The following is a 25,975-nucleotide window of genomic DNA, read 5'->3' as shown; positions in this document are numbered from 1 at the left end:
GCGTCAGCGGTACCGGACGGGTCCGGGTGTCCAGGTGCCCCAGCGGGTCTGCTCGTCGACGGCCACATCGGGTGCGACGGCGTCGGGCACGAGCGGCGAGTACACCTCGAGCGAACCCCAGTCGCGTGCCCAGTCCTTGTCGAGATAGGTCGCGACGGTGCGTGCCCCGAGCAGCTCGTTCGTCCAGCCCAGCGGCCCGCCGCCGAAGTGGTCCTGCCACGAGTTGGTGGCCTCGGCGCCGGTGCGGTCCGGCAGGATGCGGAACTGCGGGATCTCGGCGATGCCGTAGCGGTGGTCGAAGGGCCGCTGGCACGGGAACGCGAGCGACACCGACCAGTCGAGCAGGACCGGCGCCGTGGAACCGACGACGTTCTGCAGGGTCGCCATCGCAGGCACGCGCGGCGGCGTGACGGCGAGCCACTGGTCGGCCGCAAGGTCGGGGTCGTCGGCGACGAGTCGCACGCTGTCCGCGTCGGCGGGGATCGCGTCCATCGGGACACGCAGGTTGCGCCACGACGGCGACGGCCCGATGTCGAGCGGTGCGACGCGGCCGTGCGCCTCGACGGTGCCGTCGGGCAGGGTCGTGCCGTACTCGATCTCGAGCGTCTGGCCTGCGGTGACGACGCCGTCCGGGTCGACCGAATGGATGCGGCCCGCGGCGGACATCGTGAGCAGCGGGGCGGCGTCGCTGCGCGCGGGCAGCGCGTACCAGCCGGTCGTGAGCGAGGCCGGTCCGCTCGCGCCGTAGCTGCCGAGCACGGGTACCCGTGTGGGATCGAGATCGAACGGCAGGGCGACGGTGCTGCCGTTGACGCCCGCGGCGGCCTGCGAGCCGCCACCGGTGCCGGAGCTCGTGCCACGGCTCGATTGTTCGCTGTCGTCGACGCTGTTGGCGCCGCCGGTCGTGATCTTCTCGGAGTCCGCGGTGAGGTCCTCGGCGACGCCGTTCGCGGTGAATCCGGGTGCGTCGAGGGTGCCGAAGGCTCCCGTTCCCGCGGGGTCGGCGACCGGGGTGCGCAGCGGCAGCACGGCGCCGGTGGGATCTTCTTCGACGAGCACGGCGTCGGCGAGCGCGCACGTGCCGCCGAGCGAGTCGAGGTTGGCCTTCGCGATCGAGTATGCGGGGTACTGGGACACGGCGCCCTTCGCGAACGACGCCACCTCGAACACCACCATCACGACGGCCGCGACGGTGAGCGGCGAGGCCGCGAGCAGCCGGGCACGCCCGTTGCGTGCCCGGTCGGGGGCCGGACGGTCGGCGACGTGCGGTTCGCGCACATGGAACCAGGCCGCGAGGAGGAGTGCGATCACGGTGAGCGCCAGGAAGCCGGTGGAGAAGCCCTTCCCGGCGATCGACGGCGCCTTGTCGAACCAGGGGATGCCGTAACTCGAGACGTACCACCAGCCGTTCGAGCCGGTGAACGACAGTGCGAGCGCGAACAGCACACCTGCCGCGAACAGCGCGCGATTGCGCGCCGACCGGATGCTCGCGGCGCCCACTCCGACCGCGGCGAGCACCGCCACCGAACCCGCGAGGCCCGCGTACACACCGAAGTGGTGCGTCCACTTGGTGGGCGTGAGCATCATCAGCAGCAGCGACGCGAACACGATCCCGAGAATGCGGCGTGACGGCCCGATCGCGGTGCCCGGAACGCGTCCCTTGCGCAGGATCAACATGACGCAGAGGACGACGCACAGCAGCATGGCGAACACGCCGAACCGGCGCGCGAGCGACCCGTCGGGCGAGATCGTCAGGAGCGCGTCCCAGCGCAGCCGTTCCTCGAACCACGACTGGTTGGGGCCGAGTGCGGTGCGCACGCGCGTCGACTCGAGCACGGTCGCGAGGGTCTGGTCGGCGAACACGGCGACGAGGACGACGGTGCCCGCCGCGAGGATCGGGGCGAGCTGCGGCAGCACGCCAGCGACGCGGCGACGCGCGACGAGCGCCTTGAGCAGTGGCCGCGAGCCCGCGATGAGCGCGGCGATACAGATCAGGCCGGAGGGGCCCGCAGCGAGCGAGAACGCGGCGATGAGCACGGCCACCGCGGCGGGCAGCAGCCTGCCCGTCGCGATCGCGCGTTCGATCGAGCACCACGTGAGCAGCGCGCCGAGCGCGATGATCGGTTCGGGGCGCAGGCCGTTGTCGTAGGGCAGCCAGAACGCGAGGAAGACGAGGCCGCCGGTCCACAGCGCGACGCGGTTGCGCCGCACCGCGACGCCGAGGCGGGGCACCACCTCGCGGCTGATGACCATCCAGCACAGAATCCCGGCGATCAGCGCGGGCAGCCGCATCCACATGCTCGCGGTGCCGACCTTCGCGAGTGTCGCGAGGACGTCGTAGTACCAGCCGAAGGGCGCCTCGGGGACGCCGAACCACCGGTAGTAGTTGGCCATGTAGCCCGAATGATCGGACACCCGGGTCATCGTCAGCAGGTAGCCGTCGTCGGACGTGTTGGCGCCGATCACGTGCCACACGAGCAGGGTGCCGATGACGACGAGATCGACGAACGTGAACTTCCACCAGCGTGACGGCAGGAAGTGGCGTGCGCGGCGGCGGTCGACGCCGTCGAGCCGGTGCAGCGCGACGAGCGAGAGCACGGTCGCGAGAACGCACACGATCATCGCGACGAACTTGAGCACGGTGGGCGACGACGAGAACCGCGAGTCGAGGTCGAGATGCGCGGTCGGTGCGTTCGACGCGGGCAGATCGGTGTAGAGGCCGACGGTCTGCGGACGGTGGTCGGCGGGGGTGTCCGACGTGCCCGCGTCGGGCCCGCCCGCGATCTCGACGGTCGTGACCTCGTAGTCGGACGTGACGGTGAGGGTGTCGCACGACGTGGTGGACGCGAGGACGCCGTCGCGCAGGACGGCTTCGACTCCGCCGTCGGCCGTCGTGCGGACGACGAGACCGTTCTTCTCCCGGTGCGGTGCACCGGCGGGAAGCGTCGAGAACAGTGTGCCGCCGGGCGCGACCTCACCGGTCGCGCACGGAACGGTGACGGTGAGCTCGAGTGGAGTGTCGGACACGAGCGGTGCGTTGACCTGCGACGCGCCGTCCCAGTCGATCGACGCCGCGCTCTGCTGCACCGGCAGGAACGGGATCGCGAGGGCGAGCACGAACCCGAGCAGACCGCACACGGTGGCCAGTACGCGCGTGGTGCGCACGTCTCGGCGTCCGGGCGGGGTGGTGGACGCCGAGACGGGAGGTACTGGAGTTACAGGCCGCACAGCCGACCATCGTATGTCCAGCACAGATCGTGCGTATCCCATACCCACACGTCGTCGACGTACGAGGGTGCGGCTCCGACGAGATCGGTGACCGTCTGACGCAGTCCGTCACTGTGCAGAGACGGTGGCAGCACGAGCACGTCGGCGTGCCAGAACGCGAGGTCGGCGCGGGCGCGAGCGCGCGCGTCGGCATCCAGTTGCGGCACCTTTCCCGTGCGCGCGACGTCGGCGAGAAGCAGCGCGGTGGGCCGGTCGACGGGGCCGTACTTGCCGGCGCCGTCGCGGCCGGGGCCGACGAAGTAGCCGCCGGCGAGCCGGAAGCCGAGATGCTGTTCGGTCTGCCATCGCAACGCGGTCGCATCGTCGGGAGACGGCAGCGGCACCGTGACGACCGCGCCGTCGTCGACGTACTCGCGCCATGTGCCGTTCGCGAAGAATGCGGGGGCAGGCGCGCGGTCGGCGACCGGTAGGGGTGTCGGCACGAGCGGCAAGAGTGCGCCGACGACGCCCACCGTCCACAGCGCGGGGACGACGGATCCCGCGGCGCGCCGCCAGCGCAGCGCGCGTTCGGTGGCGAGGGCGAGGACCAGTGCGATCGCGGGGATCGCGCCCATCGCGAATCGCGACTCGAAGACCGATTCGAGCAGCGGCCATTCGGCCATGCGCGCCCAGGGCAGCGCGATGCCGGTGTCGCGGCCGCCGATCGTCAGCTCGTGGCCGAGCGACAGCACCATCATCGCGAGCGCGGTGGCCGACGCGGCGCGCGCGAGCGTCGACCGCACGAGCCAGAGCGACGCGGCCGCGAACACGATCAGCAGCGGCCATCCGAAGAACGCATTCTCCTCGGTCGGGTTCATACGCAGCGCGTTCGTGTCCGCCGAGCCGCCCGCGAGCGACGACGTCGGGAAGTTCGTGAGCGCACCCAGTTCGCTGCCCTGGGGCCCGTGCTCGAGGGCGTCGTAGCTGTCGGGGCCGAAGAACTGCCACCACAGCGGTACCGCGACGACGACCGCCGCGACGGGTGCCGCCACCGCGAGACCGCGAACGCTGCGCCGTGCCGCGGCGAGTGCGGCGCGTGGCCGGGACGCCGCGTACACGATGCCGAAGACGGTGAGTGCGACAGCGAAGATCAACAGCGGCTCTTCGCCGAGGAACACCTGGTACGCGCCGAGCAGGCCGAGTACGACACCGTCGCGCACGGGTCTGCGGCCGGTCGCGACGCGCAGCAGCGCGACGATCAGCAGCGGCAGCACGAACAGCGCGACGAAATTGGGATGACCGTTGGTGTGCGAGATCATCGCGGGCGCGAAACCGCACACGAGTCCGCCGACCGCCGCGGCGACGCGCGACGACACCACATGCCGCGAGAAGAGGAAGTACCACGCGAAGGCGGTACCGGCGAGGCCGAGCGTGAGCGCGAGCGTGAAGGTGACGGTGGCGCCGAACACGAGCGTGACCGGTGCGAGCGGCACGCTCACCCCGAGCATCGCGGTGTTGCCCATCAGATTGACGCCGTCGGGATAGTTCTGCAGGTCGGTCGACAACGGATTGTCGAGCCCGGCGACGGCGTGCGCCGCGACGGTGAAGAACCACTCCCACATCGTCTGGTCGTTCGCGCTGCGCACCAGGTAGCCGGTACCGAGCGACCGCCACTGGTGCCACAGCACGCTCGTCGCGATCGCCAGGAACCCGAGGGCGGCGGCGACGTCGGCCGGTGCGGGGCGCCTGCGGACGAGGCGCGACGACGAGCTGTCGGCCGTGCGTCGCGTGTCGGCGCGCTCCGCCGGGACGGTGGTGGTCGCGCCACGAGCGGGTGCAATTGTGTCCGTCACGCCTCGCGAGGCTATCCGAGACTGCGCGACGGGCGGGAATCCGCCGACGGACGGTCGCCGGTACTAGGCGGCACGGTGCAGGTGTGGGTGCGCCACCTGCGCGCGCCGCGCGAGGGTGGGCGCGGGAGCGGGATCGATGCGCCGCTGAGCTGCCGTTTCACGGACGAAGCGGATGCCGTGCCATGCCGCGCACATCGCGAATCCGATGCCGAGTACGGCCCAGAGTCCGGTGTAGATGCCGACCAGGATGCCGAGGGTGAGAACGAGACCGAAATCGACGGACGTGCGCCCGAATGTGCTGCCGAGCAGATAGCTGCTGTCGGCGCGGGTGCCGGTTCGGTTCTGGGTGTGCAGTGACTTGACCACTGGAACTCCTCCCGCCGCTGGGTCGGGGAATCGATCGCACGCTCGTCGCGATGCGGCCGTGTCGACCAGTCGAGACCGGCCTGTTTCCTGTCGTTGCCGGTAAGTTTCCCGGCTCCGATAACGATTAAACTCCCGAACAGTCGGTTTCGTAGAGGTATGGATCACAAATCGACGGTCACGCGGTGTGGCGGCTGGACAGCAAGCGTTGCACGGAACTCGGTTCGGGTGGTCCGGTGTGCGTCAGCTGTTGCGCGTCACGACGACGAACGGCCCGGTGTCCGACACGGTGAAGCGCGGGTCGTCGAACACTTCCTTCGGGAAGGTGACCGTGTAGCGCCGCACGTTCGGATCGTTCGGGTACACGTCCTCGGTCAGTCTCAGTGTGTACCCGTCGGCGTCCTCGCGGAGGACGAATGCATCGGGCGCACGCCACGGTGCGTCGTCGAGCGCAGCCACGAGCGCGTCGGGCGAGTCGAGCTCGGTCCACTGCTCGATCACCTCGGCACGCTCGCGGAACTGCGCGAGCGGGTTCGCATAGTGCGACGTGAGCGCCTGGAAGCCGAAGTACGGGTAGTAGCTGAGGAATGTCGTGTCGGTCGTGAGCACGACGATCTCGTCGCGCGGCCGCCCGAGCTGTTCGGTGAGTGCCGCGTCGACGTCCGGGTAGTACGACGCCGCGCCCGGTGGCTTACGGTCGCCGCGCTCACCGTCGCCGTCGGTGTCGGAGTACGCGACGGCGATGTCGCCTGCCAGGAACTGCGGGATGTTCTGTGCGAACGACACGAGACACAGCGACGCGACCACGACGAGCGCGACGCGCACGCGGGAGTTGTCGCTCGTCGCGAGCACGATCCAGTGCGAGAACTCGACGAACCCGAACACCGCGGCCACACCGAGCAGTGCGACGAGCATCGGCTCGAGCCGGAACGCGAGCAGCGTCGAGCCCGCGGCGGTGGCCGTCATCGACAGCAGGTACCACGCGTAGACGGCGAGGACGCCGATGCCGAGCGCCGCGGCGCGGCGGGACGTCGTGGCGCGCACGACCAGCCACACGGTGCCGAGCAGGCACATCGCGCCGGTCAGCGAGAAGTCGATCATCGGCAGCGGCACGCCAGCGCCGGACGCGGGCAGGTAGTGCATCGCGGTGCCCGAGTCGGCCGGTTCGCCGCGCAACGCCGCGAGCAGGTACGGCGTCCACACGATCAGCGCGACGAGGCCCGAGATCACGGCGATCACGACGAGGCGCACCGCGGGTGCGAGGGCAGCGCGCCACGTGCCGTCGCGGCGGATCGCGAAGGCCGCCGCGACGAGCGCCATGAGTACGACCGTGAACGCGGTCCAGCCGAGGAACAGGGTGTAGAAGGTGGCCGCGAGGCCGAGGAACAGGCCGGTGCCGACGACCGCGGCCCAGCCACCCCGGTGGCCCCGCCGGTGCAGTGCGCCCCACGCGAGGACGAGCGCGGGCGGAGTCAGCAGGATCACGACGGCGCTGTACGGCTCCGGCGACGCGAAGGTCACGGTCACGACGGCCGTCACCGTCGCGGCGACGATCGCGAGATCACGACGTACGAGTTGTGTCCACAGCACGAGCGCGAGCACCGCCGCGACCGCGAGCGAACAGATCGAATACGGCTTGAACGCTTCCCAGCCGTCGAGCCCGAGGAGATCGGCGGCGCGGCCGCCGAGCCAGAACCAGCCGGCCGGATAGAACGGTGGGATGTCCGCGTAGTTCATGTCGCGCAGCGCCGCCGAGTCGGTGAGACGCGTCAGGTACTGCGTACGGAATTCCTGGTCGACCGAGACGCCGTGCAGGTACAGCTTCGTCGCGGCGAGCGGCAGACCCAGCGACACCGTGACGAATCCGGACAGGCCCGCCCACGACAGGAGCGTCGCGGTGCGCGCCGCGCGACGGCGTCGCACCAACCACACCGACACCGCGATCACGGCGAGCGTGAGCACCTGGCCGACCGTCGTGACCGCGCGCAGCACGTTCGACGACGAGAACGCGGGCCACGACACGACTCCGAACACGACGAGGCCGCACGCCGACACCGCCGCCGCCACCACGACGGCGGCGACGGCGGACACGAGCGTCCGGGTCACGAGCGATCCTCGTGACCCGTCGATCGGGTGACTGGTGGTGTTCGGGTCGTCGGTGCGGGCAGGTGCGGGGTCTGCGGCGCTCACGACGAGGAGCCTAGACCGGCAGCTTGCGGAAGATCGCGCGCGGAACGTGCCGCAGCACGATCATCACGAAACGGAATGCCGCGGGTGCCCACACGATTTCCTTGCCCTTGTCGGACGCGCGCACCGCGAGGGCCGCGACGTCCTCCTTGTTCACGGTGAGCGGTGCCTCGTCGACGTGCGCGCTGAACTTGGTGCGCACCTGGCCCGGCCGCACGACGGTGACGCGCGGGCCGAAGTTCGCGAGTGCCTCGCCGAGCCCGAGGTAGAAGCCGTCGGTGCCTGCCTTCGTCGAGCCGTACACGAAGTTGGCACGCTTGACGCGCTCGCCCGCGACCGACGACATCACGATGATGCGGCCGAAGCCCTGTGCCTTCATCTTCTCGCCGAGCAGCACGCCGACCGAGACGGACGCGGTGTAGTTGACCTCGGCGACCTTGACGGCCTTGGCCTGGTCCTGCCACAGCTGTTCGGCGTCCGCGTCGAGCGCGAAGGCGACGACCGCGACGTCGACGTCGCCGCCGCTCCACGCCTTGTCGACGACGTCCCGGTGCGATGCGGTGTCGAGCGCGTCGAAGTCGATCAGCTCGACGTCGGTGGCGCCCGCGGCTTTCATCTGCGCGACGGATTCGTCGCGCAGAGGGTCGCCGGGCAGCGCCGCGAGGATGATCTTGGCGGGCGAGCGCTTCAGGTACTCGGTGCAGATCGCGAGGCCGATCTCGGACGTGCCCCCGAGCAGCAGGATGGTCTGGGGGTTGCCGACAGCGTTGATCAATTCAGTTCCAATCGTCGCGACATGTCCGAGGCGAACACGCCGTGCGGGTCGTACTTGCGGCGCGTGGCGAGCCATTCGTCGATGCGTGGGTACATCTTGTGGAAGGTTTCGGCGGTGGTGCGCGAGTCCTTCGCGGTGTAGAGCCTGCCGCCGAACTCGAGCACGCGCTTGTCGAGTTCGGTGACGAGCTCGTTCAGGCCGCCCGTGATCGGGAAGTCGACGGCGATGTTCCACCCGCGCATCGGGAAGCTGAGCGGGGCCCGGTTGCCCTCACCGAACAGCTTGAACACGTTGAGGAACGAGTAGTGCCCCGAACCCTGGATGCGGTAGATGATGTTCTTGAACTCGTCGACGGCCTCGGTGGGCACGACGAACTGGTACTGCAGGAAGCCCTTCGAGCCGTATGCCCGATTCCAGTCGCCGAACATGTCGAGCGGGTGATAGAACTGCGTCAGGTTCTGAACCTTGCCGCGGTAGGTGCCCGATTTGCGGTACCACAGCTCGCCGATGGGCCCGAAGGTGTACTTGTTCGCGAGGCCGTTCGGGAAGACGTCCGGGAGGTCGAGCAGCGTGGGCGCGTCGAACTTGAGCGGGTCGCGCTGCAGCTTCTTCGGCAACTGGTCGAGCTTCGCGAGCGAGCCGCGCGAGATCGCGGCGCGCCCGGTCTTCGGCGGCGCGGAGATCGCGTCGAACCACGCGCTCGAGTACTCGTACTTGTCGTCGGAGCCGTCGCTGTGGAGCGCGATGGTCTCGTCGAGCGTGGCGGTGACGTCGCCGTCGGCGATGAAGTACGCGGTCTCGGTCGGCGTCATCTTGATCGTGGCCTTGAGGATGATGCCGGTGAGCCCGATGCCGCCGATCGTGGCCCAGAACAGCGCGCCCTTCGGGTCGTTGCGGCCGCCCTTGGGGGTGAGGGTGCGCACCTTGCCGTCGGCGGTCAGCAGATCCAGTGACACGACGTGGTCGCCGAAGCTGCCCGCGCTGTGATGGTTCTTGCCGTGGATGTCGTTCGCGATCGCGCCGCCCACCGTGACCTGCCGTGTGCCGGGCAGCACGGGCACCCACAGACCGAACGGCAGCGCGGCCTTCATGAGCTGGTCGAGGTTGACGCCGGCGTCCACCTCGACCAACGCGGTGTCGCGGTCGATGCGGTGGATCTTGTCCAGGGCGTTCATGTCGATCACGAGGCCGCCCGCGTTCTGCGCGACGTCGCCGTACGAGCGGCCGAGACCGCGTGCGACGACACCGCGGCGCAGGTGCGACGGCTTGGAGCTGTTGTTCTCCGCGACCTGCGCGACCGCCGAGGCGATGACCTCGACGTCGGGGGTGGAGAGCACGTGGGCCTCGGTGGCCGCTGTGCGCCCCCACCCTGCGAGCTTGCGGGGCTGGGTATCGAGCGCCACGACGGGCGTCTCCTCTGCTGGCGTGGACATCGCGACAGAGATTACCCGCAGTAGTAGACGTGGCCGTGTGCCAGAACCGTCGGTGCAGGTCGGTACGGGACGCGCAGCCTGGTCGGGGCGGGCGTTCGCGCGCCCGGCGCGTCGATCGCTACCCTCGTCGCGTGACCCCTGACCACCGTGGCGTGCCCCCAGAGGCAGGCGAGCCGACAGAACAGGCAGGCGAGCCGAGGTCGCTCGAGCACACCGCGCCGCTCCCGGTCGAGATCCCTGTCACCGACGACGTGGTGCAGGACACGATCGACCTCAAGACGCAGATCGTGCGGTTCATCGTCACCGGTGGCCTGTCCGCGGTCGTCGACTTCGGCCTGTACACGCTCCTGTACGCGGTCGCCGGACTGCACGTGAGCGTCGCGAAGTCGATCAGCTTCGTCGTCGGCACCACCACCGCCTATCTCATCAACCGGCGCTGGACCTTCAACGCGCCGCCGAGCAAGGCGCGTTTCGCGGCCGTCGTGGTGCTGTACGGGATCACGTTCGCGGTGCAGGTGGGCTTCAACTGGGTGATGTACCACGCGCTGCCCGACGAGTGGTGGCGCCTGATCGCCGCGTTCGCGGTCGCGCAGGGCACGGCCACCGTCATCAACTTCGTGGTGCAGCGGGCCGTGATCTTCCGGATCCGCTGAGATGCGCCGGTTACGCGCCGCCGCGTTCACCGCGGTGGCGGTGCTGCTGGTGCTCGCGGCCGTCGCGTACGGCCTGTACGGGCTCATGAACTCGCGGACGGTGCAGACCTTCGGCACGCTCGTGGACCGCGTCGACACCGACGAGAAGGTCGTCGCCCTCACGCTCGACGACGGCCCGACCGCTCGCACACCCGAGGTGCTCGACGTACTCGGACGAGCCGACGTACCCGCGACCTTCTACGTCAACGGCAAGGACCTCGCGGCGCATCCCGAGTACGGGCGGCAGATCGTCCAGGCGGGCCACGAACTCGGCAACCACACGACCCATCACCGCCGGATGGTCTTCGTGTCGCCGTCGACGGTGCGCGACGAGGTCGAGACCACCGACGACGCGATCCGCGCGGCGGGCTACGACGGCGACATCACGTTCCGCCCGCCGTACGGCAAGAAGCTGGTCGCGTTGCCGCACTATCTCGCCGAGCACGACCGCACGTCGGTCACATGGGACGTCGAACCGGATTCGGCGTCGCAGCCCGGCGCGTACGAGATCGCCGAGAACACCGTGGCGCACGTGCGGCCCGGGTCGATCGTGCTGCTGCACGTCATGGCGTCGTCGCGGCAGTCGTCGCTCGACGCGATTCCCGACATCGTGGCTCGCCTCCGCGAGCAGGGCTATCGATTCGTCACGGTCTCGGAACTGTTGTCGCTGCGCGACTGAACGCCGACAAAACGGGTCTTGCGCCTGCGAGGCGGACACTCCAAACTGAACACGACCGTTGTCAGAAAACGGTCGTTGTCGGATCGGAGGGGTCAGGGTGTACGTGGACGGGGCACGGAAGACACGCTCGATCAGCAGCTCGAGGACCTCGTGTCTCCGCTCGGCGGCACGATCAACGTCGCGAACGTCGTGATGCAGCTCGCGGTACCGGGGGTGGGGCGCGGCGTCGTCGAGAGCACGGTCGATTCCGGCCGAGCCGACCTGCACCCGATCAAGCGGGCACGCACCACCACGACCTATCTCGCCGTCGCGGTGTTCGGCACCGACGACGACCGCGACTACGTGCGCGACGCGGTGCGGCAGATCCACCGCCGCGTGGTGTCGAAACCCGGAGCGGAGACGTCCTACAGCGCCAACTCACGCAAGTCGTCCGAGTGTGCGCTCACTCGCCTTCGGCGACGCCCAGCGCGCGCAACACGGTCCGGAACTTGGTCGACGTCTCGGCGAGTTCGGCGGCCGGATCGGACTCGGCCACGATGCCGCCGCCCGCGTACGCGCGGGCGGACCGGCCGTCCGCCGACAGCTCGGCGCAGCGGATCGTGACGAGCCACTCGCCGTCGCCTGCCGAGTCGCACCAGCCGACGGTGCCCGCGTAGAACCCGCGATCCCCTTCGAGCCCTGTGATCAGCTCGCGCGCGCTGTCGGTGGGCGTGCCGCATACCGCGGGCGTGGGATGCAGCGCGGCCGCGAGATCGAGTGCGGTGGTGTCCTTGTCGCGCAGAGTCGCACGGATCGGGGTGCCGAGATGCCACAGCGCGGGGGTGTGCGTGAGGGTCGGCGTCGCGGGTGCGTCGACCGACGAGCACAGCGGGGCGAGCGCGCTGCGCAGCGAGTCGATCACCAGGGCGTGCTCACGGCGGTCCTTCGCCGACGCCGCGAGTGCGTCGGCGCTCGCGCGGTCGGCATCGGGATCGGTGTACCGAGGAGCCGACCCGGCGAGCGGATGACAGGTCACCACAGTGCCTTTGCGTGCGACGAGCACTTCGGGACTCGAGCCGACGAGTGTGCATCCCGCGTGGTCGGCACCTGCGGGGGAGAGATCGACGCGGAAGCCGTTGCCCGCGTGGTCCGCGGCGACGAGCCGGCTCAGCAGCACGTCGGGGTCGAGCGACTCGTCGAAGTCGACACGGAGCGTGCGGGCAATCACGACCTTCTCGAGAGCCGTTTCGGGCGAGCGTAATTCGCCGAGCGCACGGTCGAGCCGCGCGAGATGAGTCTCGGGTTCGGGCTCGGCACGGACCTCCGAAACACGAGGCGGTGCCGCGGGTTCGCCGGCGTCGAAGGGCCCGGCGGAGTGGTCGACGAATGCGGGCGCGGTGAGCGCTGCGGGGCTGCGAAGGTCGAACGGCAGTGCACCCACGATGTATTCGTGTGCACCCGACCGCAGGGCTTCGCGGCCGTCGGCGATCGTGTCGAAGCCCGCGGCACTGCCCGTCGCGCGGAGGCAGTAGCCCGGCCGCGACATCGTGAAGGATCCGGCCGTGTCGCCCCCGACGGCCGACACGGCCGGATTGCTCGCGGCGTCCGCGAGGGTCGTGTTGATCGTGGCAATTCTCGACGAGAGCATGACACCGGCCTCACTGGGGGTCGACACCTGGGCGGGCGGAGGTCGGCCGGGTGGCGGCCGATCGAGCCGAATCAGGTTGAAGCTGAAAGTTGCTGGCGCGGCGCGACGTGTGCGTGTTCCGCGCGAACCGGAACCCTAGCGTGTCCGGTGGTCCACGTGGTCGCCCCGGATCGGGGGTTTCCGGCCGCGGCGATCGGAGAACCGCAGGTCGTGGCGGCAAAAGCCGTTTCGGAAAACAGTTTTCGCCGGTCGTGGCCGAAAAGCGTTCGAGGATATCGGCGAAATCGCTCTCACCTCCGAAATCGTCGACGGCTGCGCGACGGGCTTGACCGCGGTCGTCCTCGGTGCGCTATGTTGTCTGACGATTAGGTTAGGGTAACCGAATATTGAGCGCGTCGGGGTGAGTGGTGTGCGCTTTCGGGCCGCATGCATACCTTCGGCTGTGCGCCGTGGGAGCTGTCGGTTTCCCGTGCGCCCCCGTTCCCGCACGCTCGGAGAGGACAGCATGCTCCGCACCCTGGTGAACGGGAAGATTCACCGTGCGACGGTCACCGCGGCCGACCTGCACTACGTCGGGTCCGTCACGATCGACCAGGACCTCCTCGAGGCCGCCGACATCGTCGAAGGCGAACTCGTCCACATCGTCGACATCACCAATGGTGCACGACTCGAGACCTATGCGATCACCGGAGCACGGGGGTCCGGCTGCATCTGCATCAACGGTGCCGCCGCGCACCTCGTCAATCCCGGCGACCTCGTGATCATCATGTCGTTCGGCGGGTTCGAGCCCTCGGCCGTGCGTGGGCACACGCCGCGCGTCGTCCACGTGGACGCCGACAACCGCATCGTCGCGCTCGGCAACGACGCCGCCGAGCCGGTGCCCGGAGCGATAGACCAGCTCTCGCCTCGCTGAGCCCGTCACCCATCGCCACGCGTGTCGAGCAACGCCGCACCCGGCGCGGGCTCGACGAAGGAGTCAGCACGTCGTGTCCCTCTCGCCGTCCTCGTTCGCAGACCAGCCGACAACCGCAGATCCCGCCGCGCATCCCGCGACTGCCGCGCAGCACGGAATCTGGTTCGGGCAGAAGCTCGTTCCCGGGTCTGCGGTCTGCACCGTGGCGCACCGGTGGCACATCGACGGGTCCGTCGACAGGGCAGCACTCGCGGACGCGTTCACCCGGGCGGCGCGCGAATCGGACGCGTTGTCGGCGGTATTCGCCGACGACGACACCGGGCGTGTCGTGCAACTGCTCGGCGTGCACGACGCGCACGACGTCGAGCTGGTCGACTGCACCGAGCCGGTGGAGGTCGACGAGCTGATCGAACAGGCACGTGCGCGGGCGATCGACCCCGCGATCGGCCCCTGCCTCGAGGTCACGGTGTTCACCACCGGAGAGGCCCGCACCGATGTGCTCATCCGCGCCCACCACATCGCACTCGACGTGTTCGGGCTCATGCTGCTCGGGCGCCGCGTCGCGGAGCTGTACTCGGCGCGCGTCGAGGGCGGCGAGCCCCGCGCGCCCTGGTTCGGCCGGATCGCCGACCTCGTGCACGAGGAGCAGCGATACCGCGAGTCGCAGGCCTTCGCCGAGGACGGTGCGTTCTGGCGCGAGTACCTGACCGGATGCCGCGCACCGTCGTCACTGGCACGGACGGCCGGAGCGGCCGGCGCCGTGGCCCCGCACGTTCGGCACCACCGCGTCACGACGGCAGCGTTCGCTCCCGGCACGTTGTCGGCGACGTCGCCGCTCGGCGCGTCGTGGATCGACCTCGTGGGTGCGGCGGTCTTCGGCTACGTGTCCAGCGAGACCGGTGAACCGGATGCCGCACTGCGCTTTCCGATGATGAACCGGATCGGATCGGTCGGTGCATCGATTCCGACGACCGCGGTCAACGTGTTGCCGCTGCGCATGGCCGTCGATCCCGGGGCCTCCTTCGGCGAGCTCGCGTCGCGGATGGTGGACGAGCGGGCGCGCACGCGCCGGCACACCCGTTACCGGGGCGAAGACGTCACGCATCAGCTCCGCACGGGTGTCGGATACGACCCGTCCGGCCTGTCGCTCAACGTCAAACCCTTCGACGACGTATTCGAGTTGGGTTCAGCCACCGTGACGGTCGAGTCGCTCGACCGCGGTCCGGTGCGCGACCTCACACTCACGATCCGCCGCGCCGGAGACGCGCTCGAGCTGCAGTTCGACGCGGACGCCGAGCGCTACTCCGCGGAGCGGCTCGCGGGCATCGCGGACGGCGTCCGCGTATTCGTCGAGACGGCCCTCACCGAGCCCGAGCGTGGCGTGCTCGATGTCGCGGTCGACGCGCGCGACAGCTCCGTGTACGGCGAGCGGGTCGCGCTTGCGCCTGCGGACACCTTGGCGTCGCTGTTCACGGAATCCGCGCACCGTCACGCGGGCAGCCGTGCCCTCCGCTTCGGCGACACCGCGCTCACGTACCGCGAACTCGACGACGCCGTCGGCGCACTCGCTGCCGAGCTCGTCGCACGCGGCGTGCGGCCCGACGATCGCATCGGTGTGCTGGCCGACCGCTCGACAGCGATGGTCGTCGCGCTGTTCGCGGTGCATCGCGCCGGCGGCGCCTACGTGCCGCTCGATCCCGACCATCCGGCCGAACGTATCGCCTACACGACCTCCGACAGCGCGATGCGGTGCGCGATCGTCGGCCCCGGGCACGGCGACTGGTGTCCTGCCGGTGTCGCCCGAATCCTGGTGGACGACAGGGGAACGACGATCGAAGCGGTCGCCGAAGGCGCACTGTCCGAACCCGTGGCGGTCGCGCCGGACTCGTCCGCATACGTGCTCTACACGTCCGGGTCGACGGGGCGGCCCAAGGGCGTCGTCGTGAGCCATCGCGCAATCGTCAACCGGTTGCGCTGGATGCAGGCCGAGTACGGTCTCGCGCCCGACGACGTGGTGCTGCAGAAGACCGCGTTCGGTTTCGACGTGTCGGTGTGGGAGTTCTTCTGGCCGTTGCTCGAGGGTGCGACTCTCGCGGTCGCGCCGCCCGGAGCCCACCGTGATCCGCGGGCCCTCGTCGGCGCCGTTCGGCAGTTCGGTGTCACGACGATGCATTTCGTCCCGACGATGTTGCGCGAGTTCGTCCGCGAGGTCGACGAGCAGCCGCTGCCGTTGCGTCGCGTGCTGTGCAGTGGCGAGGCGCTCACGGCGCCGGTACGTGACGCCTTCCACTCCCGCATCGACGCGAGATTGCACAACCTGTACGGGCCCACCGAGGCCGCGGTCGACGTCACCGCGACCGAGGTGCCTGCCGGGTCGGCCGGCGACATCTCGATCGGTTCGCCCGTATGGAATACCGATCTGCACGTCCTCGACCCGTGGTTGCGGCCCGTTCCTGCGGGCGCAGTCGGCGAGTTGTACGTGTCGGGAGTGCAACTCGCCCGCGGGTACACGTCCCCGTTGCTGTCGGCGGGCCGCTTCGTGCCGTGCCCGTTCGGCACGGGCGAACGTATGTACCGCACCGGCGATCTCGCGTGTCTCGGGGACGACGGGCTCGTGTACTTCCGCGGCCGCGTCGACGACCAGATCAAGGTGCGTGGTGTGCGGGTCGAGTTGGGGGAGATCGAGTCGGTGTTGGCTCGGTGTGTGGGTGTGGAGTCGGCGGTGGCGCGGGTGCGTAGGTCGGCTGAGGGTTCGGTGGATGTGGTCGGGTATGTGACGCCGGCGAGTGTGGATGTGGTGGGGGTGCGTCGGGAGGCTGCGCGGTGGTTGCCGTCGGCGGTGGTGCCTGCGGTGGTGGTGCCGGTGGACGGTTTTGCGCGGACGTCGTCGGGGAAGGTGGATCGGGCGGCGTTGCCGGATCCGGTGGTGTCGGGTTCGTCGCGGTTGCCGGAGTCGGTGGCGGAGTGTCGGGTGGCGGCGTTGTTCGCGGAGGTGCTCGGGGTCGGGGGTGTGGAGAGTCTGGGGGTGGAGTCGGATTTCTTCGCGCTCGGTGGTCATTCGATCGTGGCGACGCGGTTGGTGGCGCGGCTTCCGGGTGTGTCGGTGCGGGACGTGTTCGATCACCCGACCGTCGGCGAGCTTGCCGCCCTCGTCGAGACGGGTGAGAACCACGACGGTACGTCGGCGCACACCGCAGCAGTGGGCGATGTCGACATCGCCGGAGACGTCCTCGCGAGCCCGGGCCAGCAGGCACTGTGGCTGATCGACCGGATGAGCCCCGACGTCTCGGCCTACAACGTCGGCGGCGTCGTCCGATTCGGTGGCGCGGCGCCCGATCTGCCGGCGCTGCGCGGAGCGTTCGGCGACGTCCTGGGTAGGCACGACGTATTGCGCACGACCTACCGCTGGGACGGCGAGCGGCTGCTGCAGGACGTCCACGGCGCGAATACCGGCGGCACCGTGCACGAAATCGACTGCGGCGATGCCGAATCGGTTGCCGAGCTCGATCACGCGCTCGGTCACGTGTTCGATCTCGACGCAGAGCCGCCCATTCGGCTCACGCTCGTCCGCGCCGACACCGCATCCTTCCTCGTGATCGCGGGCCACCACATCGCGACGGACGAGGCGTCCTTCCCGACCCTCGTCCGCGATCTCGCCGACGCGTACCGCGCCCGCAGTGCCGGGACGGCGCAGGCCGAGCGTCCGCGGCCGATCCAGTACGCACAGTTCGCGGCGTGGTATCGCACGATGCTGGCCGAACACGGCGACGCCTCCCTCGACTTCTGGCACGACCGGCTCCGCGACGCCCCGCGCACGCTCGCATTGCCGTACGACCGGCCACGCGTGTCGGCCGAACCGAGTCCGGTCGACTTCCGCACGGTCGAACTGCCTGCAGCCGTGGCCGCCGATGTCCGCGCGGCGGCGAGTGCCCACCGCGTCACGCCGCTCATGATGCTGCATTTCGGTGTGGCGACAGCATTGCGTGCCGCGGGTGCGGGGGATCGCAGCCCGCTCGGCAGCCCGGCCAGCCTTCGCGACGACGACGAACTGTCGGACACGATCGGGTTCTTCGTCAACACCGTCGTGCTCGACGCCGAACTCGACGGCGCCATGACGGTGGCGGACACCCTCGCGCGTATCCGGGACGCCGATCTCGACGCGATGGCGCACCGCTACGCACCATTCGAGCACGTGGTCGAACGGATCGCGCCCGAACGTGTGCCCGGCACCAGCCCGCTGTTCCAGGTGATGATCTCGTATCGGCACGAGCGCGGGGACGCCGTGGCCGATTTCGGCGGCGACGGCGACGTCACCGTCCTCGACCGGTTGTCGGTGGAACGCGAGTACCTGCACGCTCTCGACGAGCACACCCTGTGGGCCAAGTTCGATCTGGTGTTCGGCCTGCACGAGCACGTCGACGGATCGTGGACCGTCGGTGTCGATTTCGCGACCGACGTGTTCGACGCGGGCACCGCCGATCTGCTCCTCGCGCATGTCGCCGCCACGATGACCCTCGCCGCGCAACGCGCGACGGCGACTGTCGGCGAGCTGACGCACGAAGTGTCCCTGTGTGTCACGCCTGCCGCGGGTGCGCGTGCCCAGGCCGCGTCTGCAGCGGTGCCTGCCGCGGAGAGCAGGGGTCCGGTACGAGATCCGCAGCGCATGCGCCGTGAGGCTCCGGAACTCGAGGGCCTGCCCGCGTCGTGGGCGCGCTCCGCGGCGCTCGCGGCGGGCGCCGCATTCGGGCTGTCGGGGAGCGGGATCGCAACAGCCGCCCCCGCCCCTGCCGCGGTCCGCGCGGTCGAGTTGGCGACGCTGCTCCTCACCGAGGGATCGGGATTCGCGATCGAGTACACCGAGGACGCGGACGGGTGTATCGCCTCGGCGATGCTCGGTGCCGACGTCACCGATCCCACATCGCTCGACCTGCTCGCGGCCGCAATCGCGCACACCGCGACGACCGTGGAGGCCACGCCCGGTCCGGTGGCATTCGAGACGGGGGGTGGGGCGCTCGAGGCGGGGCCTGCCGCGCCGAGCCACGACATCGACCCCGACGACTCCGAATGGATGGAGTTCGCCGAAAACCTTCTCGACACCGCCCTGATCGACACCGCCCTGATCGCCGCCGGCCCGGTCGAGTCCGGCAGCCGCGGGGCAGGTGACTCGGCCGAGACGTTCGCGACGGTCGCCTGGGCCGCGGGCATCGCGGCTCCCCGCGTGGGCGTGGTGGCGGCGGTAGCGCGCACGTTGGTCGAGGCCGGGGTCGCCGATCCCGACGGTGGCGACGCGCTACTGCTCGACGTAGAAGAAGCACAGAGTCCGGCAGCGACTGCTGTGCAGCCGGATTCGATGTGGCACGGCCGGCTCCGGCGGTTCCCGGTCCTCTTGCCCGCCGACGTGCTCGACCCGGATGCGTGCACTGCAGGAACTCTGGCCGAGTACTGCGCAGCCGACGACGCCGCACTCGACGAATACGCGTGGCTGCGCTACGAGTGCGACGACACCCGCGACGTCTTCGACGAGGTGCCCGACGCGCGAGTGCTCGTGCGGTGGTTCGCCACGTCCGCCCTGCCGTCCTCGACCACACTGCCGCTCACGACGACGCAACTCGCGTCGCCGGTGCCGGTCGGCGAGTACGACATCGTGGTCACCGCCCTTCTCGACGCCGCGCACGCCCGGATATCGGTGCAGATCGCGTGCGCACCGGGTGTGGTCGATGCCGGTACGTCCGCGCGACGCATTGCAGAGGTGCTGCGCGACAGCGGAATTCGTGTTGCCGACGGAGCTGGATACGACCTGGCCGCGCTTCGACCGGCCCACGCCGACGAGCTGGTGCCGCTCGCGCCACACGAACGGCGACGCGTCGAGCAGCGGTTCGGTGCCGTACGGGACGTCCTTCCGACGACACCGCTTCAGGAAGGTCTGCTGTTCCACCTCCAGCTCGCCGAGGACCAGGGTGTCGCCGACCTGTACGCGTCGCAGTCGCACGTCACTCTGCGCGGACCCGTCGACCCGCGCCGGTTCTCGCGTGCGATCGGTGCGCTGTTCGAGCGGCACCCGAACCTGACCGCCGGATTCGTGACGGTCGGCGACCGGTCGCTGCAGATCGTGCCGGCACGATGCCCCATTCCGCTCACCGTCGTGCGTGCCGAGGAGGACGTGGCTGTCGCGGAGGTGCTGCGCGAGCAGCGTGCTCAGCCGTTCTCGGCCGCGTCGCCTCCGCTCGTACGCTTCGCGCTCGTCGAAAGTGCCCGCGACGAGTGGACTCTCGCCGTCACATTCGAGCACATCCTCGTCGACGGCTGGTCGCACAGTCTCATGATCGGCGAGTTGCTCGAGCTCTACACCGACCCGGACGCCGCCGCGCCGTCGGGCCGCGCGACCTTCCGCGACTACTGCGCATGGTTGCTCGAGCGCGACCGCGACGCAGCCGAGGGCGCGTGGGTGCGCTATCTGTCGGGTATCGACGAACCGACCTTCCTGCGTCCCGATGCATCCGGTGCCGGCCCGCGACCCGAGTTCGCGCGCGACCATCGCCGCGACCTGGACAGCGTACTCAGCGACGCCGTACGTACCACCGCACGCACCGCGGGAGTCACGATCGGCACGGTGCTGCACTACGCATGGGGTGCGACGCTCGCGAAGCTCACCGGCAGGGGAGACGTCGTGTTCGGCACCACGGTCTCGGGCAGGCCGCCCGAGATCGAGACGTCCGACGCGATCGTGGGTCTGCTGTTCAACACGGTGCCGGTGCGGGTCACCGTCTCGCCACGGGACACCTTCGCCGACGGCCTGCGCGCGCATCAGCAGCGCCAGATCGACGTGCTCGACGCGCCGTTCGTGAGCCTGAGCGCGATTCAGAACCGGATTGCGATCCCCGCGCTGTTCGACACACTGTTCATCGTCCAGAACCATCCCGTCTCGGTGCCCGATGCGACGTACGGCGCGGACGGCGAGGTCACTGCGCGCCGCGGACGGCTCGACGACTCGACGCACTACCCGGTGTCCTTCGCGGTCGACCCGGTCGGCGACATGCACGTGCGGTGCGCGTACCGCGGCGATCTGTTCGGCGAGGACGACATCGTGGCCCTCACCGACAGATTCGTGGCGACCCTGCGGGCCCTCGCCGAGCAGCCCGAGGCACTGGCGGGCAGGCACTCGATCACGACCACGCACGAACGCGAGCTCGTGCTCGGCGAGTGGAACGCGACGGCGCACGACATCCCGTGCGAGACCGTCGCCGACCTTCTCGAAGCGCGCATCGCCCGGGTGCCCGACGAGATCGCTCTCGTGTCGGCACACCGGCGCATGACGTTCGCCGAGCTCGGTGCCGACGTCGACGCGCTCGCCGGCACGCTCGCGGATATGGACGTCGGTCCGGAAAGTCGCGTCGCCCTGATGCTTCCGCGTGACGAACGTATGGTGGTCGCGATGTTCGCGGTGTTCGCACGTGGCGCGGCCTACGTGCCGATCGACGGCGAGCACCCGACCGAGCGGGTCGCGTACATGCTGGAGACGTCCGACGCGACGGTGGTGCTCACGGCGGCGCCGTATCGAGACGTGGTCGACGACGCGGTGCGCACCGGCGGCCGCGGCGCGCAGGTGCTGGACCTGGACCTGGGCAACGGTGCACGACAGCAGGGTTCGCGTCGGGCGGACGGCGCGGTGTTCACGTCGCGGGCGCGGCCTCACCTCGACAACCTCGCCTACATCATCTTCACGTCCGGATCGACGGGTAAGCCGAAGGGCGTCGCGGTGGGCTATCGCGGACTCACCAACATGTACTACAACCACGTCGCCGAGATCTTCGACCCCGTGGTGGCGCATCAGGGCGGCAGGCGCATGCGTATCGCGCACACGACGTCGTTCTCGTTCGACGCGTCGTGGGAACAGCTGTTCTGGCTCCTCGCGGGGCACGAGGTGCACGTCGTCGACGAGACTCTGCGCAAGGAACCGACCGAACTGCTGGCACGGTACGACACCGAACGCATCGACGGTTTCGACGTCACGCCGTCGTACGGACAGATCCTCGTCGAACACGGTCTGCTCGAACGCGACCGCCCACGCGGCCGTTCGACGTCGTCCGACGCCGCCGGGGTCGTGTTCGTCTCGCTCGGCGGCGAAGCCGTGCCCGAGCAACTGTGGACCGGGCTGCGTGACGCGCCCGGTGTGCTCGGCTACAACCTGTACGGCCCCACCGAGTACACGATCAACGCGCTGGGTGCCGACCTCGCCGATCGTGCGACGTCGAATGTCGGTCGCCCGATCTTCAACACACGCGCGTACGTTCTCGACGATGCGATGACGCCGGTTCCGCCCGGTGTGCCGGGCGAGCTGTACCTCGCGGGCGCAGGCATCGCGCGCGGATATGTCGGGCGCGCGGCGCTCACGTGCGACCGCTTCGTCGCGTGTCCGTGGGGCGTCGGCGAGCGTATGTATCGCACAGGTGATCTCGTGCGGCACAGTGCCGATGGCAGCCTCGACTATCTCGGCCGCAGCGACGATCAGGTCAAGATCCGCGGCTTCCGCGTCGAGCCGGGCGAGATCTCGGACTGCCTGGCGGGCGACCCGTCGGTCGGACGGGCGGTCACGATCGTGCGCGGCGACGGCGCGAAAGCCCGTCTGCTGTCCTATGTCGTCGCGGCAGACGGAGCGGCACCCGACGTCGTGGCACTCGCGCGGCGCGCCGCCGACGCACTGCCCGACTACATGGTGCCGTCGGGAATCGCGGTCGTCGAGGACATTCCGCTGACCGTCAACGGCAAGACCGACGCGCGTGCACTTCCCGACATCGCCACCGCCGACACGGAATCGGTGGCCCCCGTGGGAGAGGCCGAACACGCCGTCGCGGCTGTCGCGTGCGCTCTGCTCGGCCTCGACGAGATCTCCGTGACCGCGAACCTGTTCGACGCGGGGGCGAACTCGCTGATGGCGATGCGTCTCGCCGCACGTGTCGCCGAGGACGGCATCGTGCCCGATCTGCGGGTGCGCGACGTGTTCGCCGGCCCCACCGTGCGGGACATCGCGGCCCGTGCAGGCGACGACGGACAGTCCGGAAACGCCGCCGACCCGGTACTGATCGAACTTGCGCCGTCACGCGAGCGCACCCTGTTCTGCTTCCACGCCAGCTCCGGGTTCGGCACGGTCTACGCATCGCTCGTACCGTTCGTCGCGGACGGCACCGGCGTCGTCGGGGTGCAGGATCCGGTGCACGCGGGCGACAGTCACGATCCCGCCGGCTACCGCGAGGTCGTCGAGCGCTACACGGCGGCGGTCGTCGCGGCGAGCGGCGACGGCCCGATCGAGCTGCTCGGCTGGTCGTACGGCGGTCACCTCGCGTATGCGGTCGCGGCCGATCTCGAGCGTGCCGGTCGGCAGGTCGCGTCGCTCACGATCGTCGACGCGCTGCCGATCCCCGCAGGCGAAGCGGCGCACTGGACACTGGACCAACTCGAGGCCGACGCCTACCGGCAGGTGCTGCGGTATGCGGGTATCGACAGCGCTGCGGATACCCCTGGAACTCCCGAGGAACTTGCCGAGACGATCACGCAGTCCGGGAGTGCGCTCGCTGCACTCGGCCGCGACGGTGTCGCCGCGACCCTCGACGCGTGCATGCGCTGCAACCGGATGATGCTCGAGCCGACCGCAGGCACGGTGTCGGCGCCGACGGCGCTCGTGACGTCCCCCGCACGCGTCGGCGACGGTCTCGCCGATCGGTGGCGCGTGCACTGCCCCGACCTTCGCGAGGTCGTCGAGACCGACGTCCACCATTACCGGCTGCTCGATCGCGACGCCGTCGACGGATGGGCCGGGCCGGTGATGCGGTTCGTCGACGAATCCTACGGTGAGAGTGCACGACGAGTGGAGGAGAGCAACCGGTGAACGTGGGCGACTCGACGCGGATTCCGGCGACAGCAGCCCAGGCGGGCATGTGGTTCGCGCAGCGGATGGTGCCCGGCTCGTCCGCCTTCGTGATCGCGCACGCGTGGGACGTGCGCGGACACGTCGACCTCACGGTGCTCCGTCAGGCGCTCACCGGCGCGATCCGCGACGCCGACGGACTCGGCACGCGCTTCGCGCCCGACGACGAGGACGGGGTCACCGCCGAGCCGGCCGCGTGGGACGTCGCCGACGTCCGCGTCGTCGACCTGTCGCACGAAGCAGATCCCGAGGCGGCAGCCGACTCGCGGATCCGTGGGCACGCACGTACACCGATCGACCCCGCGTCCGAACCGTGCTTCGGCGCCGAGATTCTCGTGCTCGGCCCGGACCGGACGTCGATCGCGCTGTGGGCGCACCACATCGTCCTCGACGTCTTCGGCTTCGGACTGCTGGCGCGCCGCGTGGCCGCTCTCTACCGAGCCGGAGGCACCGACCAGAGCTCGCGCCGGCCGGTGTCCGCTGCCGCCCTCGTGGACGAGGAAACCGCATACCGGGCATCGGACGCACGGAGCGAGGACATCGACTTCTGGGCGGACGAACTCCGTGGGGTCGCGGCGCCGGAGTGGCCCACCGTGCCCGAAGGCCACCACGTCGCACGGGAGGTACGCACCACAGTCGTGCGGCTCGACCGAGCCACCACCACCGCTCTGCACGACTTCGCGGCTGCGGACGGCCGCTCGTGGGGCGAGGCGTTCACCGCGCTGCTCGGCACGTTCGTGTCGTCACGAACGGCGGAAAGCGAAGTAGTGCTGGGCTTTCCGATGATGAATCGCTTCGGATCCGTCGCCGCGACGGTGCCGGCCATGGCGGTCAACGTCGCGCCGCTACGGTTGCGTGTCGGCCCGCACGCCACCGCCCGCACCGCCCTCGCCGAGACGGGCGCTGCCGTCTCCCGGATCCGTTCGCACACCCGCATGCGCGGTGAGGAACTCTCCCGCGGCACCGGGGGCGTCCGGCCCCGCGTATGGGCCAACATCAAACCATTCTCCGACACACTGAGACTGGGCGACGCGACCGCCACGATCCGGTCGATCTCCCGCGGCCCGGTACCGGGCCTGTCGGTCACCGCGCAGATCGTGGGCAGCGACGACGGCGTACACGGGGAGCTCGAACTGTGCGTCGACGGCGACGCCGCGTCGTTCGACGACTCCGCGCTCGGGCAGTGCGCCGCCGACCTGTGCGCGCATGTGTCGGCCTCGCTCGCGCACCCGGACACGGGTGCCGCACATCTGCCTGCGGCGAGTCCCGCGGAGGGCGCTGTTCGACACGGTGCGCCCGAAACGCACTGGGAAACGGTGTCGGACATGTTCTTCGACGTCGTTGCCCGTCGCGGAACCGACGTCGCGGTCACGTCCGGCCCGGAACAGCTCACGTACACGGAACTGGGTGCCCGCGTAGCGCGCGTGGCCCGGTGGCTCGCCGGTCGTGGTGTCGGCACCGAGGATCGGGTTGCGGTGTCGATGCCTCGAGGCGTCGATGCGGTGGTGTCGTTGCTGGGTGTGCTGGCGTCGGGTGCGGGTGTGGTGCCGATGGATCCGTCCCACCCGCGGGAGCGCCGCGAGCGGATGCTGGCCGATTCCGCGCCTGCACTGGTTCTGACGACGGAGTCGATCGACGACGCCGCTCCCGAACTCGCACGACTTCCGCACGGCCCGGTCACCGACTCCGATCGGGTGCGTGGGGTGTGGGGTGGCTCGGTGGGGTGTGTGTTGTTCACGTCGGGGTCGACGGGTGTGCCGAAGGGTGTGGTGGGTTCGCAGGCGGGGTTGGCGAATCGTGTGTCGTGGGCGGTGGATCGGTGGTCGGTGCCTGCGGGTGTGGCGGATGTGCGGGTGTCGAAGAGTGCGGTGACGTTCGTCGATGGTGTGACGGAGTTGTTGGCGGGGTTGTGTTCGGGGGCGCGGGTGGTGTTGGCGTCGGACGACGTGGCTGTCGATCCGGTTGCGTTGCGTGGGTTGATGGTGCGGGAGTCGGTGACGCAGGTGACGGGTGTGCCGTCGATGTTGTCGGCGGTGTTCGACGGGGATGCCGGCGAGCTGGGTGCGTTGCGGTTGTTCCGGGTGGTGTCGAGTGGGGAGCGGCTCGATCCCGCGGTGGCCGAGGTGATCCGGGCTGCGGTGCCGGGTGTGGAGTTGGTGGATTCGTACGGGTCGTCGGAAATCGCCGGCGACGTGCTGGGCGCCGACGGTGCCGCACTCACCACCGGGATGACATACGTGGTTCCGGGAACACGCGTTCACGTCCTGGATGCGTGGTTGCGTCCGGTGGTGCCGGGTGTGGTGGGTGAGTTGTATGTGTCGGGT

At 69.9% G+C, this 25,975-nt stretch carries 12 protein-coding genes and 1 pseudogene; 6 read left to right on the top strand and 7 right to left on the bottom strand.

Going from position 1 to position 25,975, the window contains the following annotated elements:
- Positions 1-3: 3 nt before the first annotated feature.
- From HCA44_RS18595 to HCA44_RS18570, 6 genes are all read right to left on the bottom strand, one after another.
- Positions 4-3,165 (bottom strand): arabinosyltransferase domain-containing protein, encoded by a 3,162-nt coding sequence (locus tag HCA44_RS18595; RefSeq protein WP_346764791.1) that lies wholly within the window; start codon positions 3,163-3,165, stop codon positions 4-6.
- 50 nt (positions 3,166-3,215) lie between these two features.
- Positions 3,216-5,060, bottom strand: coding sequence for a glycosyl transferase (locus HCA44_RS18590; protein WP_206038352.1), 1,845 nt, complete (start codon positions 5,058-5,060; stop codon positions 3,216-3,218).
- A 63-nt stretch (positions 5,061-5,123) separates the two neighbouring features.
- Positions 5,124-5,426 (bottom strand): hypothetical protein, encoded by a 303-nt coding sequence (locus tag HCA44_RS18585; protein ID WP_169650812.1) that lies wholly within the window; start codon positions 5,424-5,426, stop codon positions 5,124-5,126.
- 240 nt (positions 5,427-5,666) lie between these two features.
- Complete coding sequence (locus tag HCA44_RS18580) at positions 5,667-7,514, bottom strand: galactan 5-O-arabinofuranosyltransferase (protein ID WP_346764794.1); 1,848 nt, start codon at positions 7,512-7,514, stop codon at positions 5,667-5,669.
- A 109-nt stretch (positions 7,515-7,623) separates the two neighbouring features.
- Positions 7,624-8,385: a decaprenylphospho-beta-D-erythro-pentofuranosid-2-ulose 2-reductase gene (locus HCA44_RS18575; protein WP_169650811.1), complete on the bottom strand. Its 762-nt coding sequence runs from the start codon at positions 8,383-8,385 to the stop codon at positions 7,624-7,626.
- Positions 8,382-9,818 carry an FAD-binding oxidoreductase gene (locus tag HCA44_RS18570; RefSeq protein ID WP_169650810.1) on the bottom strand — a complete coding sequence of 479 codons (1,437 nt, stop codon included), beginning with the start codon at positions 9,816-9,818 and terminating at the stop codon, positions 8,382-8,384. Before HCA44_RS18570 ends, HCA44_RS18575 begins: the two co-directional genes overlap by 4 nt.
- 233 nt (positions 9,819-10,051) lie before the next feature.
- Here HCA44_RS18570 and HCA44_RS21115 point away from each other — a divergent pair, with 233 nt between their 5' ends.
- The 3 genes and pseudogenes from HCA44_RS21115 to HCA44_RS18555 form a co-directional block, all read left to right on the top strand.
- The gene (locus tag HCA44_RS21115) at positions 10,052-10,471 is read left to right on the top strand and encodes a GtrA family protein (protein ID WP_346764793.1); all 420 of its coding nucleotides are present in this window, start codon (positions 10,052-10,054) and stop codon (positions 10,469-10,471) included.
- Between the two features lies 1 nt (position 10,472).
- On the top strand, positions 10,473-11,189 hold the full coding sequence (locus HCA44_RS18560) for a polysaccharide deacetylase family protein (RefSeq protein ID WP_169650809.1): 717 nt from the start codon (positions 10,473-10,475) through the stop codon (positions 11,187-11,189).
- A 150-nt stretch (positions 11,190-11,339) separates the two neighbouring features.
- Positions 11,340-11,603: pseudogene (locus tag HCA44_RS18555) on the top strand (oxygenase MpaB family protein); the annotation flags it as partial.
- A 28-nt stretch (positions 11,604-11,631) separates the two neighbouring features.
- On the opposite strand, the gene HCA44_RS18550 reads toward HCA44_RS18555, so the two are convergent.
- Positions 11,632-12,843, bottom strand: coding sequence for an isochorismate synthase (locus HCA44_RS18550; RefSeq protein WP_346764790.1), 1,212 nt, complete (start codon positions 12,841-12,843; stop codon positions 11,632-11,634).
- A 478-nt stretch (positions 12,844-13,321) separates the two neighbouring features.
- Here HCA44_RS18550 and panD point away from each other — a divergent pair, with 478 nt between their 5' ends.
- The 3 genes from panD to HCA44_RS21300 form a co-directional block, all read left to right on the top strand.
- The gene (panD, locus tag HCA44_RS18545) at positions 13,322-13,729 is read left to right on the top strand and encodes an aspartate 1-decarboxylase (protein ID WP_169650808.1); all 408 of its coding nucleotides are present in this window, start codon (positions 13,322-13,324) and stop codon (positions 13,727-13,729) included.
- 73 nt (positions 13,730-13,802) lie between these two features.
- Positions 13,803-23,612, top strand: coding sequence for a non-ribosomal peptide synthetase (locus tag HCA44_RS21305; protein WP_169650807.1), 9,810 nt, complete (start codon positions 13,803-13,805; stop codon positions 23,610-23,612).
- Positions 23,609-25,975, top strand: a 2,367-nt coding sequence (locus tag HCA44_RS21300) for an AMP-binding protein (protein ID WP_169650806.1), incomplete at its 3' end; no start/stop codon positions are given. The genes HCA44_RS21305 and HCA44_RS21300, both read left to right, overlap by 4 nt.

This window comes from Rhodococcus sp. HNM0569 (genome assembly GCF_012726205.1).
Lineage (GTDB): Bacteria > Actinomycetota > Actinomycetes > Mycobacteriales > Mycobacteriaceae > Rhodococcus_F.
This window is presented reverse-complemented; position numbering and strand designations above follow the sequence as displayed.

What these genes read in the sequence shown, in the direction of transcription:
- HCA44_RS18570 (WP_169650810.1), bottom strand. Translation starts at nt 9,818, where the DNA reads ATGTCCACGCCAGCAGAGGAGACGCCCGTCGTGGCGCTCGATACCCAG.
- HCA44_RS18560 (WP_169650809.1), top strand. Translation starts at nt 10,473, where the DNA reads ATGCGCCGGTTACGCGCCGCCGCGTTCACCGCGGTGGCGGTGCTGCTG.
- panD (WP_169650808.1), top strand. Translation starts at nt 13,322, where the DNA reads ATGCTCCGCACCCTGGTGAACGGGAAGATTCACCGTGCGACGGTCACC.